The sequence below is a fragment of the Roseovarius gaetbuli genome, from assembly GCF_900172365.1.
Classification (GTDB): Bacteria; Pseudomonadota; Alphaproteobacteria; order Rhodobacterales; family Rhodobacteraceae; genus Roseovarius; species Roseovarius gaetbuli.
Genome location: NZ_FWFJ01000009.1, coordinates 37739 through 53527, shown reverse-complemented (window position 1 = coordinate 53527; position 15789 = coordinate 37739). Strand labels below are relative to the sequence as shown.

At 58.5% G+C, this 15789-nt stretch carries 11 protein-coding genes; 4 read left to right on the top strand and 7 right to left on the bottom strand.

Annotation, left to right across the window (positions count from 1 at the left end; all coding sequences use genetic code 11):
• Positions 1-37: 37 nt before the first annotated feature.
• From addA to regB, 7 genes are all read right to left on the bottom strand, one after another.
• The gene (addA, locus tag ROG8370_RS06560) at positions 38-3412 is read right to left on the bottom strand and encodes a double-strand break repair helicase AddA (protein WP_085826282.1); all 3375 of its coding nucleotides are present in this window, start codon (positions 3410-3412) and stop codon (positions 38-40) included.
• On the bottom strand, positions 3409-6348 hold the full coding sequence (gene addB, locus ROG8370_RS06555) for a double-strand break repair protein AddB (RefSeq protein WP_085826281.1): 2940 nt from the start codon (positions 6346-6348) through the stop codon (positions 3409-3411). Before addB ends, addA begins: the two co-directional genes overlap by 4 nt.
• Positions 6341-7033 carry a nucleotidyltransferase family protein gene (locus tag ROG8370_RS06550; protein WP_085826280.1) on the bottom strand — a complete coding sequence of 231 codons (693 nt, stop codon included), beginning with the start codon at positions 7031-7033 and terminating at the stop codon, positions 6341-6343. Before ROG8370_RS06550 ends, addB begins: the two co-directional genes overlap by 8 nt.
• A complete protein-coding gene (locus tag ROG8370_RS06545) occupies positions 7009-8034 on the bottom strand; it encodes an aminoglycoside phosphotransferase family protein (protein WP_085826279.1) in 1026 nt (341 codons plus the stop codon). Before ROG8370_RS06545 ends, ROG8370_RS06550 begins: the two co-directional genes overlap by 25 nt.
• Positions 8027-8503, bottom strand: a complete 477-nt coding sequence (gene tsaE / locus ROG8370_RS06540; RefSeq protein WP_085826278.1) for a tRNA (adenosine(37)-N6)-threonylcarbamoyltransferase complex ATPase subunit type 1 TsaE — start codon at positions 8501-8503, stop codon at positions 8027-8029. The genes ROG8370_RS06545 and tsaE overlap by 8 nt, the downstream gene beginning before the upstream one ends.
• 40 nt (positions 8504-8543) lie before the next feature.
• Entirely contained in the window at positions 8544-10070 is a 1527-nt protein-coding gene (locus tag ROG8370_RS06535) for a PAS-domain containing protein (RefSeq protein ID WP_085826277.1), read from the bottom strand.
• 94 nt (positions 10071-10164) lie between these two features.
• The gene (gene regB, locus ROG8370_RS06530) at positions 10165-11559 is read right to left on the bottom strand and encodes a sensor histidine kinase RegB (RefSeq protein WP_139838061.1); all 1395 of its coding nucleotides are present in this window, start codon (positions 11557-11559) and stop codon (positions 10165-10167) included.
• A gap of 90 nt (positions 11560-11649) precedes the next feature.
• Here regB and ROG8370_RS06525 point away from each other — a divergent pair, with 90 nt between their 5' ends.
• The 4 genes from ROG8370_RS06525 (at position 11650) to ROG8370_RS06510 (ending at position 15785) form a co-directional block, all read left to right on the top strand.
• Positions 11650-12279: an SCO family protein gene (locus ROG8370_RS06525; protein ID WP_085826275.1), complete on the top strand. Its 630-nt coding sequence runs from the start codon at positions 11650-11652 to the stop codon at positions 12277-12279.
• Positions 12280-12356: 77 nt separating this feature from the next.
• Positions 12357-12908, top strand: a complete 552-nt coding sequence (locus ROG8370_RS06520) for an ActR/PrrA/RegA family redox response regulator transcription factor (protein WP_085826274.1) — start codon at positions 12357-12359, stop codon at positions 12906-12908.
• 175 nt (positions 12909-13083) lie between these two features.
• On the top strand, positions 13084-14070 hold the full coding sequence (locus ROG8370_RS06515; RefSeq protein ID WP_085826273.1) for a glycosyltransferase family 2 protein: 987 nt from the start codon (positions 13084-13086) through the stop codon (positions 14068-14070).
• Between the two features lie 17 nt (positions 14071-14087).
• Entirely contained in the window at positions 14088-15785 is a 1698-nt protein-coding gene (locus tag ROG8370_RS06510) for a DUF5927 domain-containing protein (protein WP_085826272.1), read from the top strand.
• The last annotated feature ends 4 nt before the right edge of the window (positions 15786-15789 follow it).

The window sequence follows — 15789 nt, the reverse complement described above, 5'->3', positions numbered from 1 at the left end:
GTTTCGACCGTGAACCTAGGTAGCGAGGCGTCGCGCGTCAAGCGATCTGGGTAGTGTTGAGCGCATCTGTCACAAGATCGTGCGGTAGCGGCATGAGTGTCGCGGTGCGCGTCCAAAGAATGGCGGTTTCAATCCTGTGCTCAGGGTAAATCGTGGCCAGCGCGTGCGCATAGGCCCCCATTTGCCGCAAAAGCCCGTCGGGACAATCCGCTGGCGTATCGGGAACCATCGCGTTGGTTTTGAAATCAACCGCAAGAATGCGGTCGGCTTCGATAATCAGCCGGTCAATCGTGCCATGAACACGCGCGCCGTTGAGCGGATCAAGATTTGCGGTGATTGAAACCTCGGCCAGCGTGGAGGCGGCGAAAAGCGGCTGAAGCCCCGGTTTGGTCAAAACCTCTTCGGCCTCGCCGAGGAGCAAGGCAAGCTCGTCACCGCTCGCGCCATCACCGCCTTTTTGCAAAAGGCGCGCGGCGGTGTCGGGCCAATCCTGCGCTGGCACAAGCGGCAGGAATTCCAGCAGGCGGTGAACCTGGCGACCGCGCCGTTTGGCGGCCTCTTCGTCAAGCCCACGCTCACCGGCAAGCGCCTTGGCGCCGCCCATCTCGGACGGGCTGATCGTTTTTGGCTTTGTTGCGACTTCTGGTGCGGGGCGGTAAAAATGTGCGGCAAGCGGAGCAATCTCAGACTCGCTCTTTTGCGTAATTACATTCTCTGTTTCGGCCCAATTCCCATATTCAAGCCGCAACCCGGCCCCTGTGGCAAAGTCAAAGGACCCGGCCCCGGCCTTTTGCATGCCCCGCTTGATCTTGTCGTACCATGTGTCGCCTTGCTTGCCCAAATCGCCGAAGGCAGCCACGATCAACCACTTTTCCGCGCGTGTCATCGCAACGTACAAAAGGCGGTCTCGTTCCGCCACCTGCGCGGCTTTCGCGACCTCCGTGGCGGTGCGAATGGCGGGCGGCATCTCGTCTGATTTCCCGGTCCAGAGGGCGGTATCCTCCGCTGTCACGATCTGGCCCATGGTTGGCGGATTTCGCCGCGCCGTATCGGGCAGGATGACAATCGGCGCCTCAAGCCCCTTCGCGCCATGCACGGTCATTACCCTGATCCGATTGCCCGCGCTGTCCATCTGACGTTTGATTTCAAGGTCGTCGGTTTCCATCCAGACCAGAAACCCGGTCAGACTATCGACGGCGCGCTGTTCATAGGCCATTGCCTGGGACAAGAGAGCATCAATGCCATCCTCGGCCTCGCGCCCGAGCCGCGCCAAGAGTTTCTGCCGCCCGTTATGGCGCGTCAAAATCCTCTCGATAAGGTCATAGGGGCGCAGGAAATCGGCTTGATTGGTCAGGTCATCCAAAATCCGTTTGGTCTCGGGGTATTCCGCCGCACGGTCACGCAATTCGGCGGAAAGATAGCGTTGCTTGCGCCCCTGCGCGAGATTGTAAAGCTCTGCCTCGGTCCAGCCAAAAAGCGGCGAGCGAAGCGCAGTTGCCAGCGACAGGTCATCCTCGGGCGTGGCGAGATAGGACAAAAGCGCCGCAAGATCGCGCACGGCAAGCTCTGCTCCGACCTTAAGCCGGTCCGCCCCGGCGATTGGCAGGTCCTGCATTTTGCATTCGCGGATAACCTCGTGAAAAAACCCGGAGCGCCTGCGGACAAGGATAAGGAAATCACCGGGCTGCACCGCACGAAAGCCTGAATGCGCGGTTTCATCCGGGATCGCCTGATTGCTGTCGATCATCCTGCGGATATTGCGGGCAATCTGGCGGGCAAGAATGATCGCCGGATCATTGGGGGTGCGGATATCGACGGGCAAGTGCCATTCGGGGGGTTCGTCCTGATCCTGTTTCTCGACCAGCGGCCAGAGATCGACGCGGCCGGGAAGCGCCTCTTTAAAGGCTTTGTGACCCTCTTCCGGCGTAAAACCGCTTTCTTGGGCGTCTTCAAAACAGTGATCGACTACCGACAGAATGGCGTGGGACGATCGAAAGGAATAGGCCAGAACCAAGGACTGCAATGGCGAGTCCGTCGCGGAAAGCCGCGCCTCGAAATCCTGTTGCATGCGATCAAATTCTCGGGGATCGGCGCCCTGAAACGAATAGATCGACTGTTTCTTGTCGCCGACAACGAAAATTGTCCGCAACACATCGGGCCGTGCGCCCTGGCCGCTGGTAAATTCTTGTGCCAAGCGTTCGATTACCTGCCATTGCACCGGGCTTGTGTCCTGGGCCTCGTCGACAAGGATATGATCAATCCCGCCATCAAGGCGGAACAGAACCCAGGCGGCAACATCGGGGTTGGTTAAAAGGTTGCGGGCCCGCAGGATGAGATCGTCAAAATCCAGTAAGCCGCGCAATTGTTTGGCGCGCTCATAGGCAGGAAGGAAAAGCCGTGCAAAATCGTGAAGCGCGCGGGTTTTCTGCATGCCGATCAATGACAGCCGTGCGTTTCGCGCATCCTCAACCCGAAGCATCCACTGATTGATTTGCTCCATCACCGGGCCAAGAGCGCCCTGCGTGGCCTTGGTTGGAAAAGTGCCTATCTTGGCCGAAAATGGCGAATTGGCCCCTGCGCCGGTTAGAAAAACACCCTCTAAGATCGGTAGCGTACCAAACTCGAATCGTGTGAGCCTGCCTAGCTTTTCCGCCGCCGTCATGTCGGTCTTTGATCCGGCTTTCAGTGCGGGTAGCATCTGATCCAACAGCGCCTGTTCATTGCCTAGAAACACCCGCGATGTGATCGTATCGTGATCAAGCTCTGCGGGCAGCTCGAAAATTTCGGCGAGCCGGGCATCGCTCAGGTCTTGGTCAAACGCCGCCCGATGGCGAACGATTTCTGCGGTCAGTTTGTCAAAGCTTTCGCCGGAATAGTGACGCGCAAGCGCATAAAACACCTCTGCGCCACGCCCCTCAGCAAGCTCTTCAACGATCTCACCGCGCAAAAGGGTGGCGGTGCGATCTTCCATCTCGGTGAACTGTGGTGTCACGCCGGCCTCTAGCGGAAAACGACGCAGCAGCGAGGCACAGAACGAATGAATCGTCTGAATTTTGAGCCCGCCCGGCGTTTCAATGGCTCGGGCAAACAGGCGCCGCGCCTCTTGCAGCGTCTCGGCGGTGATTGCGCCTTCGAAGCCAAGATCGCGCAGCTCGTCGATCAGGTCGTCATCCGCCAACATCGCCCAGGCCCCAAGGCGCCGGAACAACCGGTTTTGCATCTCGCTGGCGGCGGCCTTGGTATAGGTGAGGCACAAAATATGCTGCGGGTCGACCTGATCCAAAAGCAACCGCGCAACGCGATCGGTCAAAACCCGTGTCTTGCCAGAGCCGGCATTAGCCGAAAGCCATGTCGAGCGGTCCGGCCGCGCGGCATCAATCTGGCGTTGGGTGGCGTCGTTGCGTTCGCTCATTTGCCCATATCCGTCAAATCGGCCGCATCAGTGATATCCCACTCGCCATAGCGAGCAAGCTGATCATAATCGCCCTGATCGTCGCTATTTCGGGGCGCGCGGCGGGAAATATAGCCCTTTGCCGGGTCCATATAGGCCGCAATCAAGTCATGAAACTCTGCCCAGACCTTCTCTGGCGGATCTTCTTCAAGGGGCGCATCCAATTCTTGCCCACCACTCCCAAGGCCGATGAAAACCGCACGCGCCACCTTGGTCGGTCCCATCTCGCCAAAGCCTTCGCGCTCGGCAATAGCGGCCTCAAGCAAGAGCTGTTTGTCAAAGGCTTTCTGTTCGTTCTTGCTGGGCGGCTGCCCGGTTTTGTAATCGTAAATGTGAAGGTTGCCATAGCGATCAAGATCAAGTCGGTCGGCCGTTGCCGTGAGCGTGAAGCCAAGATCGGGCATCCCGGCCTTGCCCTTGGCCTCGAACAAGGTTGGCCTGGCCAGAACCTGACGCCCAAGTTCGTGGTCAATAAACCAATCCGCAACCCGCTCCAGTCGCGACAGCCATAGCGCGCGCGCCTCGGCCCAGGGCACATTTGCAGCCAGAATAGTGACTGCTTTATCCATCAAGACGGCACGCGTGCAGCGCGCTGGGTCTTCAACGGTCTCGCGGACAAAGCATTCAAGGACCTCATGCAGAACAATGCCACGCAACAAAGCGTCGGGCATTTTCATGAGTGGATCAAGACGGCGCAGACGAAGAATGTGGCGGGCGTAAATCGCATAAGGATCGCGGATCAACCGCTTGATTTCCGTCACCGAGAGCTGGTTTGGCCGTGCCTCGGTTGGCGGGCAGGGGGCAGGGCGCTTTGCGGATGGCTCAAATCCCGGCTCTTCCAACTGTGCGACCCGATCGAGCCAGTCACGCCCACGCCTGCGTGTGTCCTCTAGCGCCCGAACGCCGCCCTGATCCGGCAGGCCGGAAAGCAGGTTTTGAATCCGGTTAAGCCAGCGTGACACCACCGTTTCGGCATCATCAGAGCGCACCGACCGGGTTAGCCAGACCTCGGGCGCGGCGATCGCCTGTTGAAAATCATGCGCGGATAGGCCGATCCGCCGCTCTGGCAGCAAAAGCCCCGCCTGATGGCGCAGGGTGCGATTAAGCCAGGGGTCGGGTTTTGGCGCTTCGGGCCAGCTCCCTTCGTTGAGACCGGCCAGGATCAAAAGATCGGCGCCCTGAACCCGCGCCTCAAGCGTTCCCCAGATTAGGATATTCGGATGCGGTTCAATCGGGTTGCGCACTTCGCGGGCGGCCAGGATCTTGTGAAACAGGCTGGCGTAATCGGCGGCGTTCAGGGCGCCACCAACCTCGGCCTCGGAAGAAAGCTCTGTGACGGCTCGTTGCGCCTCTTGCCCGGCATCCTTTTGCCAGAGCGTTCCGCTACCGTCGCCAGCGCTGCCTTGGGCAATCTTTTCGGCCAGCGTGATATGCGCCTTGATCCGGGTAACAAGGGCAATTTCGCCCGAATAGTCCCTATCTGTGAAGCAGCCACAGACCCAATCCACCCAGTGCGCCGCCATCTTGTCTTTGCGCCCATCGACCCAAAGCCTAAGGCTTTGCTCTGTCGGATAGGGCGGGCCGTGTCGGCGCAGGTGCAATTCCAATTCCCGCGTAAGACGCAGATGCTCGCCCCTGTCACTGCCGCGATGCGTCAACGGGTGCTTGAGAAGCGTCAGAAGTGCCTCGGCGGTCAGGCGATGACGAAACAGGTCGGCAACATGGCGCAACAATCGCCCCGGTGGCGACAGATGCAGCGGCAGCCCGGCGCTATCATCCGGCAGGATATTCCAGCGATCAAGCGCCGCCGTGACCTGTCGTGTCAACATACGGTCAGGGGTAATCAGCGCGGCGGTTTTGCCCATTTCCGCCGCGTCGCGCAGGCGCATTGCAATTGCCAGGGCCTCGATTCGGGTCGATGGCGCCTCGAGAAGGGTCACGTTTCGCAACGCGCCGGGAATATCGCTTAGGTTCGGGCCGTCGCGCAGCCATTGATCGGTCACCGGCGCCGGGCGAAGCGCAAGCGACACGATTGCATTGCGCTTTGCGGTGTCTGGCACCACATCCGACCAGGGTTTGATGTCGCGCGCGGCAATTCCGGCGCCCGCGGCGAAACGGTGAAACCGGTATTGCGGATGATCCTCGGACAGCATCGCATTTTCAAGCGAGGTCCAGACGTGATCGGGCATCTCAAAATCGAAACCCGGAAACACCACCGCGCCTTGCGGCAGTCGCGCCACCGCCTGCATCAAAAGCTGTGTTGCGCCGCGCGAACCCGTGGACCCGGCAATGATAATCGGGTCTTGTGGCGGATCGTTTTGCCATTGCTCGATACGCCGCTCAATGACAAGGCGCTGGCGGGTTTCAACATCTGGCTGATCAAAGCCAGCGTCAAAATAGTGACGAACAATGCCCAAGAATGATTTTATACGCGCCCAATGGCCCGATTGATCGGTGACATCAAGATCGTCAATCACGTCGGGCGAAACGCCCTCACCATGCATTTCATCCATCAGGGCGGCAAGGCTATCGGCCAGATCAAAGATCGCGCTGCGCGGGGCAAGGTCGGGCTGACGATCCAGAAGCGCCGAGATAAGCTGTACCAGTTCCAGCCGCCGACGCAGCGACGGCACTGGATCGGGGATTTGCCCAAGGTCCCAGCCCTCGCCAAGATCGGTGACAAGGCTGATTTGCGGAAGCAACAGCGCCGGACCCTGATCAAACAGGTCACGGATCCGCCGCGCCATGCGTTTGGTGTTTACGATCAACCGGACCCGCGCCAGGGCCTCGGGCGGCTGACCTTCGTGGCGTGCAATCAGACCATCCACCAAGGCGCGCGGGAAATCGACGCCGGGCGGCAGGCCAAAGACCCGTGGCGTGTCGCTTGCCTCAAACATCGGACCAACCAAGCATATCTTCGGCAAGCTTGATGCCTTCAGGCCGACCAACATCGCACCATGTTCCGGGATAGGCCGTGGCAAAAAGCCGGTCTTCGGCCAGCATCTTGTCCCACAAGAGGTTAAGCGAAAAACTGGACTCGGGGATGTCGTGCAACAGATTGGTCTTGATGATCTGAACCCCGGAATAAATCGAGCCGGGGCCGCGTTTTGCCCGCATGTCATCCTTGATCATGAAATCGCCGACACCAGCATGGCCAATCGCCTGTGGCTTGGGGATGCAAAGCAAGAGGGCATCCATCTTGTCAGGGTTCCAAAGCGCGGCAAGGTGGTCAAGCGGGTTTGGCCCGCGCCAGACGGCATCGGTGTTCATGGTGATGACCGGCCCGGCCCCCAAAACCGGAAGCGCATGGCGAAGCCCGCCGCCGGTTTCAAGGATATCAGGGGACTCATGCGACAGCGCCACGCCAGCGTCGGCAAGGTGCGCCTCAAGAAGATCAGGCAGATAATGCAGGTTGGCGACAACGCGGTCTGCACCATAGTCGCGAACCAGATCAAGCGCGTGATCAATCAACGGCTTTCCCGCCACGCGGACAAGCGGCTTGGGTTGATCGGCGGTCAGCGCGCCCATTCGTGTGCCGAACCCCGCAGCAAATAGCATTACCGGGTGGGTTTGCTTGCGCATAGATCTTTGAGCCTTTGCAAAATCGTGGGTGTTGGCGGCGGAAGTACAGCGCGGGCAATCTCGGCGACAGGCGCCATCGCCGGGTGCGACAGGTCGTGCCCAAGATGGGCCCAGACACGGGGGATGAGATCGACGTAATGCGCTTTGCCGTCGCGCATACAAAGCCGGGCGAACACCCCGAGAATACGCAGGTTGCGCTGCGCCCCAAGACAGCGATAGGCGGTTTCAAACGTCTCGGGATCGGCGCCGGATTTGTCGATATATCGGGCGATCATGGCCTGTTCGATCGCAGGCGGAACATCGCGCCGGGCATCTTGAAGGATCGAGACAAGATCATAGGCTGGGTGACCAAGCATCGCGTCCTGAAAATCCAAAAGACCAACCCGCGCGACGCCTGCTCGATCACCAAGCCAAAGCAGGTTTTCCGCGTGGTAATCGCGCTGGATCAGAACGTTGGTTTCAGAGGCATGCGTGCTCAGGGAGGTCTTGATGGCGGCGTGAAAAGTGCCCCGTTGTGCGCCGATATCGCCGGTCGCACCAAGCAGATACCAATCGAACGCCAATGCGGCCATATCGGCCATCACACCGGGCGAATAGGCGGCAAGGTTTGGCGGCGGGGCATGACGGTGAAGCTCTGCCAAAAGATCGGTTGCGGCAGTGTAGAGCGGCAGTTCAAGGTTGGCATCCTTTGGGATGACCCGCGCAAAAAGAGCGTCGCCAAGGTCTTCGAGGATCAAAAAGCCGTTTTCCGTGTCCTCGGCCAGAATGCGCGGCGCACTCAGGCCAAGCCCGGTAAGGTAACGCGCGATGTGCAGAAACGGGCGCACGTCCTCGCCTTTTTCGGGGGGTGCATCCATCAAAACGGCGGTCTCGCCCGTCGCGGCCCGCGTCAGGCGCAAATACCGACGGTTTGACGCATCGCCAGCAAGTGGCGCTATGATGGCATCGGCCCAATCGGTTTGCGCGATAAACGCCTGTTGCAGGAGAACGCGGTCAGTCATGGCAAAGCCCCTCTACCCGGTCGTTCCAATTTGCATCGGACCAGCTGAGCCGCAAGAGGCGTTGGTCGTCTTCTTCGCCCGGCTCAAGGGCAAGGCAAAGCGCGGTCTTTGGGGCCATATCGGCAAGACGATCCGGCCACTCGACAAGGCAGATTGCGTCGGAAAATGCCTCGGTCAGGCCAAGTTCGATCACCTCGAAAGGATCGCTTAGCCGGTAAAGGTCGGCATGCCAGATTTCGGCGGTCTTACCCGGATAGGTTTGCACCAGCGTATAGGTCGGCGAGGGCACATCTTCGGGCGCGGGCAAGAGCGCCTGAATAAGACAGCGCGCGAAATGGGTTTTACCAGCGCCAACGCCGCCCGACAATAAAATCACATCCCCGGCCTTAAGCAAGGGCGCCATTGCCTGCGCAAAGGCGCAGGTGGCGTCGGGGCTGGAAAGCTGTTTTGTGGCGCTGTGTTCTGGCATGGCATGACACTACACGCGCCACGCCTGCCCGCAACCGCGATCAGGTCAGATCGGCGGTGGTCATGCCGGAAATTTCCGCAACGATCTGCGTCAGACAGACCATCGTCAATCCGCCACCAAGCGGCATGACCCGACAGGTCGCCCCATCACCACCGGGGCGGCCAACCGTATCGATAATCGGGCTGCTTAGCGATTTGCGGGTGATCTTTTCTTCGACCTCGGCCCAGAGCCCAACATCGGGGTAACGGCGGTGGCACGCAGCCAAAAGATCGGAAAGGCCCATATCGGCAAAGCTTCCATCCGGGTCGATGCCCAAAAGCGCGCCAAGCGTCTTGTTACAGAACATCAGGCGGTTCTCGGCGGACAGTACCGCGACCCCTTCATCAAGTTGATCCAGAACCGTTTGGCGCAGATCCAATTGCATGCGGTGCCGACGCGTGGCGAGAATTTCGACGGAGATATCCTCGAACAGGAAAGCAACGGCGCCATCGGGATGCGGACGGCCAGTGACGCGGTAAGTCTGGCCTGATGGCAGGCTCCAGACCTCTTGATAGAGACCCCCGGCGGCGGTTTTGACCATATCGTTGATCTGGCTGCGCCAGCTGGCATAGTTTTTCGGCTCTGGCATCACCTGACGGTCACGCAGGGTGTCAAAAAAGCTGATCAGGCTGGGCCGCGCGCTCAGGAATTCGGGGGAAAGCCCGGTAAGGTCGATCAGCGCGGGATTGAACAGCGCAAGATTCTTGCTGCGATCAAACACCGCAAGTCCGGTTGTCAGGTCGGCAAAGGTTTTGGCCAGCGTCTGGACAAATTCACGTTGAATGGTTTCGGCGCGGATGATGCGGGTAATGTCCGCAGCATAATGTAGCGCGCCGACGTCAGAGCCGATGGCCTTGAGATCATACCAGAGGTCAGAGGGACCGTCGGGGTTTTCCAGCGACACCCGTTTCGATGTCGTAAGGGCCGCCTCGGGGGTATCGCCAAGTGCCAAAAGCATCTGCTGCTTGTGATCATCGCTCAGCGCTTCGCTAGCCAGATTTTCCCAAATGACATTGCCGTCTTTGTCGGTCGCCCAAACCGGCATGGGGGCAGCGTCGATTGCGTCGGACCGTCCTTGCAAAAGGGCCTGTTGGCGCAGGGTTTCGTGCAGAGCGACGGAATCGGGCGTAACCGGCTCACTCAGCGTAAGATGGACCGCCTTTTTGCCAAGCGAAATTTCAAGCCGTGATTTCAAACCGTCGGTATTGCTTTCGATCTCAAGATCAGCGGTCAGGTCACCAAGCCGCTCCGGCAGGCCCGAAAAGCGAAACCCAAGCCAGCTTCTCATGCGTTGCCAGTCGCTTCCATCCTCGGTTTTCGCCTTCGGCAGAGGCATTGTATCCGCATCATGGTCGACAAGCTCTTCGTCGCGAAACAGGAAGCTGTTTGAGCGCACCGCATGTTCTTGCGCGACGCCCCTGTTGCTCTGAGTGGTCCGGGACATTCCGATCAGCCAGAGCACGGCAAAGGAAAACACGACCACTAGGCCGCCAAGGATGACAGAATTTGAAACAGTTAGATTGACCATGCTGCACCTTTTGTTTCAGGAGTCGGTCAAACTTTAACGAAACTGGTTAAGACCGCCTTAATGACGGTCCGCGCGCGCGAAAGCCCGCTGTTTTTCAGGCTTTAAAGGGCTGATTTTGGCCCAGAGCGGTTGATTCTGCCCCGGACGGTGCCGCGATGGCGTCCCGATTCCACGTCACTTCGACAAAGGCGCCGGTGCGGGCCGCATGGCTTTGCTGTGATTTGAACGACTCCGATCCATTGGCAAAGCTAAGGTCCGCGCCAGAGCGCTCAAGCAGCGTTTTGGCGATGAAAAGCCCAAGGCCCATCCCTTCGTAACCGGGGCGTTGGGGGTCACCTGCGGGTGCACGGCGGCGCATGAACGGATCACCGATCCGGCCCAAAAGATGCGGCGGATATCCGCGCCCGTCATCCATGATCCGAAGGGTGATGGTGTCGTCGGTCCAGCTTGATTCAACCCAGACATTCTCGCGCGCGAAATCAACCGCGTTCTGGATAAGATTGCGCAGCCCGTGAACGACTTCTGGTCGGCGCAGAACGTTGGGTTGAGACATGATATCGCCCTCGCCCGCAGCATGGTCAAAATGAATGTGTTTACCACGGTCCACATGGGGCTCTGCCGCCTCTTCGACAAGCGCAGTGAGGGGAGCGGTCCGTAGGTGCAGATCGTCTTTGCCGGCTCGCCCCATCGAGCGCAGGATATCGCGACAGCGATCGGTCTGAGCGACAATCAAAAGCGCATCCTCGCGCAAGTCGGGGCTATCACAAAGCTCCTCTGCCAGTTCGGCGCTGGCAAGTTTGATCGTCGCCAGAGGCGTGCCAAGCTCATGCGCGGCGGCGGCAACAACACCGCCGAGATCAGTCAGCTTTTGTTCGCGCGCCAGTGCCATTTGCGTGGCCTGCAAGGCATCCGACATGCCCTGCATTTCCTGCACGATCCAGCGGGAATAGACACCAAGAAAGATCACCGCGATCACAATCGCAACCCAATTGCCAAAGCGAAAAACATCCGGCACCCGAAGGATAAACCCCTGTTCGGTGCGCAGTGGCAGGTAAAACTGCATCAGGACCGACACGATAAGGATCGCCATCAATCCCAGAAACGCGGTTGAGCGCGATGAAAGCGCCGAGGCAGAGACCGTGACCGGCCCCACGATCAGAATGGAAAACGGGTTGTTCAACCCGCCGGTCAGATACAACAGCAACCCAAGTTGCAGCATGTCGAACAGAACCACCAAGAGCGTGTCCTGTTCGGACAGGCGCTTGTTCTCGGCAAAAACAAAGGCGGCGACAAGGTTGCTGACGATGGAAACGCCGATCACCAGAAAACACAGGCCGATTTCAAGGTTAAGGTCGTAAAACCGCTCGGCGATGATCAGCGCACTTGCCTGGCCGACAATCGCCCACCAGCGCAAAAGCACCAGCGTGCGAAGTCTGATCCAGCTTCCGCTCTGGCGTGATTTGAAGGGGGCGGCGGTGTGATCAACCATATGTGCGATTGCGTCCCATTGCATGCGGGGAAGGGAATGTTAGATATGCTGAAAGTTGCACCCAACGCCCCCTAACGCAAGGAAATCCCGATGCCCCGCCTGATTGCCATTGTTGCCACGGCCGCCGTGATTTTGTTGCTTGGCGTGACCTATTACATGAAGATGCTTGGCGGCGATGATGATCAGTTCGCGCAATGCCGTGCCTCAAGTGTGGCCGGGGGTGCCGGACAGATCGGCGGGTCGTTTACCCTTGTTGATGAGACTGGCAAGACGGTGACCGACAAGGATGTGATCGACCAACCTGCGCTGATCTATTTTGGCTATACCTTCTGTCCCGATGTCTGCCCGCTTGATGCCGCCCGCAATGCCGAGGCGGTGGACGTTCTGGAAAGCCGGGGCAAGATGGTAAAGCCGGTCTTTATCTCGATTGACCCCGAGCGCGACACCCCCGAGATGCTTGCCGAGTTCACGGATTATTTGCACCCCCGCATGCTTGGCCTGACCGGATCGTCGGAACAGGTCAAGGCGGCAAGCAAGGCATACCGCACGTTTTACCAGGCGCAAAAGCCCGCCGAGGGTGAAGAGGATCTCTATCTCGTCGATCACTCGACCATGTCATACCTGACCTTGCCCGAGCATGGCTTTGTCGAGTTTTTCCGCCGCGATGCCACCGCCGAACAAATGGCTGATCGCATTCAATGTTTTATTGATGCAAGCTAAAGCATTGCGTTTGTTTGACGCAGGCAAAAGCGCGGGCTAGAACCTTTCTAGGGATTGCGCGCAACAGGAGGAACGGGATGGCCGAGGACCAGCATGATATTGGTGAGGACAAAACGCTTCTGTTGTTGGATGACGATGAACCGTTTCTGAAACGGTTGGCCAAGGCCATGGAAAAGCGCGGCTTTGAGGTTGAAACCGCCGGATCGGTGGCCGCAGGGCGCGCGATTGCCACCGCAAGACCGCCCGCCTATGCGGTATGCGACTTGCGGCTTGAGGATGGCAACGGCCTTGATGTGGTCGAAATCATCCGTGAAAAGCGCCCTGATAGCCGGATCGTGGTCTTGACTGGCTATGGCGCGATTGCCACCGCAGTTGCCGCGGTCAAGATCGGCGCGACGGATTATCTCTCAAAACCTGCTGACGCCACGGATATCACCAACGCGCTGCTGGCCACCGGTGATGAATTGCCGCCGCCCCCGGAAAACCCGATGAGCGCGGATCGCGTGCGCTGGGAACATATTCAGCGGGTCTATGAGCTTTGTGATCGCAACGTAAGCGAAACCGCGCGTCGCCTGAACATGCACCGCCGCACGCTTCAGCGTATTCTGGCCAAGCGTTCGCCGCGCTAAACGAAACCGTGGCGCGCTGGGCCAGACACCAGTTTTTGTCTGATTTGGCAACAATTTGTATTTTTGCCAAAGATTAGGCGGAAAAAAGATTGTATTAATTGCCCTGAGATAGTGTTTGGCGATGACAAGCGTTTAACAGGGGGCGAACTCTTTGGGTGTGTGGCAGTCTTATCGGATGCGGCTGCGGCGAAAGCGGGCGAAAGCACGTGCGTATCGCAAGCATTTCTCGCTGACACCGGTTGCCAACCGCACGGAAAAGATACGCCCCGGTGATATCCTTTTGTTTTCCACGCTGCGCGATGAACATATCCGGTTGCCGTATTTCCTGAAATATTATCGCGACATGGGCGTCTCGCATTTCCTGATCGTCGATAATGACAGCACCGATGGCGGCGCCGAGTATTTGGCGCAACAGGATGACGTGTCGCTCTGGTCCACCAAATCAAGCTATAAGCGGTCGCGTTTTGGGGTCGATTGGCTGAACTGGCTGCAACAGAAATACGGCCATGGCCACTGGACTCTTGTGGTCGATGCCGACGAATTCTTTGTCTATCCGTTTTGCGATACGCGCCCGATCCGGGCCCTGACCGACTGGCTTGATACCAGTCAGGTCAAATCCTTTGGCGCCATGCTCTTGGATATGTACCCCAAGGGGCGGATTGATGCGGTGCCCTATCAGGCCGGGCAAAACCCGCTTGAAATTGCCGCCTGGTTTGATCCCGGCAATTACGTGATCGCGAAGAACAAGTTTTACGGCAATGTCTGGATTCAGGGCGGTCCACGGGCGCGGGTGTTCTTTCCCGACGCTCCGAAAAAGGCCCCGGCTTTGAACAAAACGCCATTGGTCAAATGGGACCGGCGATATGCCTATGAAAGCTCGACCCACATGCTTTTGCCGCGCGGGCTTAACCTGACCTATGATGAATGGGGTGGGGAAAAGGCGAGCGGGATACTGCTTCACGCCAAGTTTCTTGACACGTTTACCGCCAAAGCCGCCGAGGAATTAACCCGCCGACAGCATTATTCGGCCAGTGTGGAATACAAGGCCTACGCAAGAACCGTTCAGGAAAACCCAGAGCTTTGGTGCAAATGGTCAGAAAAATATATAAACTGGCGTCAGCTAGAGATCCTTGGCCTTATGTCCAAGGGGAACTGGGCGTGAGGGAAGGGCAGTAAATCATGGGTGTCGGGATCATCATGCTGGTCCATACCGCCTTTGGCCGCGCCGAACAGGTGGCGCGCCACTGGGCGGCTGCGGGCTGTCCGCTGGTAATCCATGTCGACAAGGCCGTGCCGCGCAAAACCTATGATGCCTTTGTGAACGCGTTGTCCGATATGCCGGATGTGCGGTTTGCCAAGCGGCATCGTTGTGAATGGGGCACCTGGGGCCTTGTGGCCGCGACACAGGATGCGGCGAAAATCATGCTTCGTGACTTTGCCGATGTGCGCCACGTCTATCTTGCATCGGGCTCCTGCCTGCCGCTGCGCCCGGTGCAAGAGCTGATCGATTACCTTGCCAAACGCCCGCATACCGATTTCATCGAATCCGCCACCACCGCCGATGTGCCCTGGACGATGGGCGGCCTTGATCAGGAACGTTTTACCCTGCGGTTTCCGTTTTCATGGCGCAACCAACGTTATTTATTCGATAAATACGTCGCGCTTCAGCGCATCTTGCGGTTCAAACGGCGCATCCCCAACGGCATCGTCCCCCATATGGGAAGCCAGTGGTGGTGCCTGACGCGTCAAACCCTCTCGGCCATTCTTCAGGACCCCGAACGCGACACCTATGACCGCTACTTCAGCAAGGTCTGGATTCCCGATGAAAGCTACTTCCAGACGCTGGTCCGGCAATATTCGCGCCAGATCGAAAGCCGGTCCCTGACGCTTTCGAAATTCGACTATCAGGGCAAGCCGCATATTTTCTATGACGACCACCTGCAACTCTTGCGCCGGTCGGATTGCTTTGTCGCGCGCAAGATCTGGCCGTTTGCCGATCGTCTGTATCAGGCGTTTTTGACCGATCAGGCCGGCGCGATGAACCGGACCGAACCGAACCCCGGCAAGATTGACCGCATTTTCGCCAAGGCGGTCGAGCGGCGCACGCGCGGGCGCCCCGGCCTATACATGCAAAGCCGGTTCCCGGTTGAAAATCGAGAAAACGGTCTGACCTGTGCGCAATATTCGGTGTTCGAAGGGTTCTCTGACCTGTTTGAAAACTTCGAGCCGTGGTTGGCCAAGATGACAGGCATGCGTGTGCACGGCCACCTTTTTGCGCCAGAGCGTGCCGCGTTTTCCGAAGGCCAAACGGTGATGAATGGCGCGCTCAGCGATAGCGCCGCTTTGCGCGATTATAATCCGCGTGCGTTTTTGGCCAGCCTGATCTGGAACACACGCGGCGAACGCCAGTGTTTTCAATTCGGCCCGCGCGACATGCAAAAGATCGAATGGGAAATTGCCAAGGATCCCAACGCCCAGATTTCGGTAATTTCCGGTGCCTGGGCCGTGCCGCTTTTCAAATCCAACAGCAATTTTTCCGACATCCGGCGCGAGGCGGCCCTGTTGCAACGGGTTGAAAGCAAGCACCTTGAGGTGTTGCGCTCGCAATGGACAAAGGCGCGGGTGCGAATCTGGACCATGGCCGAATTTATCGAAGCCCCGATGGAGCCGCTGCAAACGATCATCGACGAAATTGGCCAGCAAAACCTGCGTGGCCTGGCCGAAGTGCCGCGCATGACCGACCTAAGCGGCTTTGGGCAATTTCTTCAGAACCTCAAAAACCAGGGCATGCACCCCTATCTTATGGGTGATTTCCCGGTCGAGCACAGGCTGCACGAACCACAGCAGAACCAGCGCAAACCTTATCTCGTGCGGTAAATAT

Coding starts and splice junctions, on each gene's coding strand:
- addA (WP_085826282.1), bottom strand. CDS start 3,412: ATGAGCGAACGCAACGACGCCACCCAACGCCAGATTGATGCCGCGCGG.
- addB (WP_085826281.1), bottom strand. CDS start 6,348: ATGTTTGAGGCAAGCGACACGCCACGGGTCTTTGGCCTGCCGCCCGGC.
- ROG8370_RS06550 (WP_085826280.1), bottom strand. CDS start 7,033: ATGCGCAAGCAAACCCACCCGGTAATGCTATTTGCTGCGGGGTTCGGC.
- ROG8370_RS06545 (WP_085826279.1), bottom strand. CDS start 8,034: ATGACTGACCGCGTTCTCCTGCAACAGGCGTTTATCGCGCAAACCGAT.
- tsaE (WP_085826278.1), bottom strand. CDS start 8,503: ATGCCAGAACACAGCGCCACAAAACAGCTTTCCAGCCCCGACGCCACC.
- ROG8370_RS06535 (WP_085826277.1), bottom strand. CDS start 10,070: ATGGTCAATCTAACTGTTTCAAATTCTGTCATCCTTGGCGGCCTAGTG.
- regB (WP_139838061.1), bottom strand. CDS start 11,559: ATGGTTGATCACACCGCCGCCCCCTTCAAATCACGCCAGAGCGGAAGC.
- ROG8370_RS06525 (WP_085826275.1), top strand. CDS start 11,650: ATGCCCCGCCTGATTGCCATTGTTGCCACGGCCGCCGTGATTTTGTTG.
- ROG8370_RS06520 (WP_085826274.1), top strand. CDS start 12,357: ATGGCCGAGGACCAGCATGATATTGGTGAGGACAAAACGCTTCTGTTG.
- ROG8370_RS06515 (WP_085826273.1), top strand. CDS start 13,084: ATGCGGCTGCGGCGAAAGCGGGCGAAAGCACGTGCGTATCGCAAGCAT.
- ROG8370_RS06510 (WP_085826272.1), top strand. CDS start 14,088: ATGGGTGTCGGGATCATCATGCTGGTCCATACCGCCTTTGGCCGCGCC.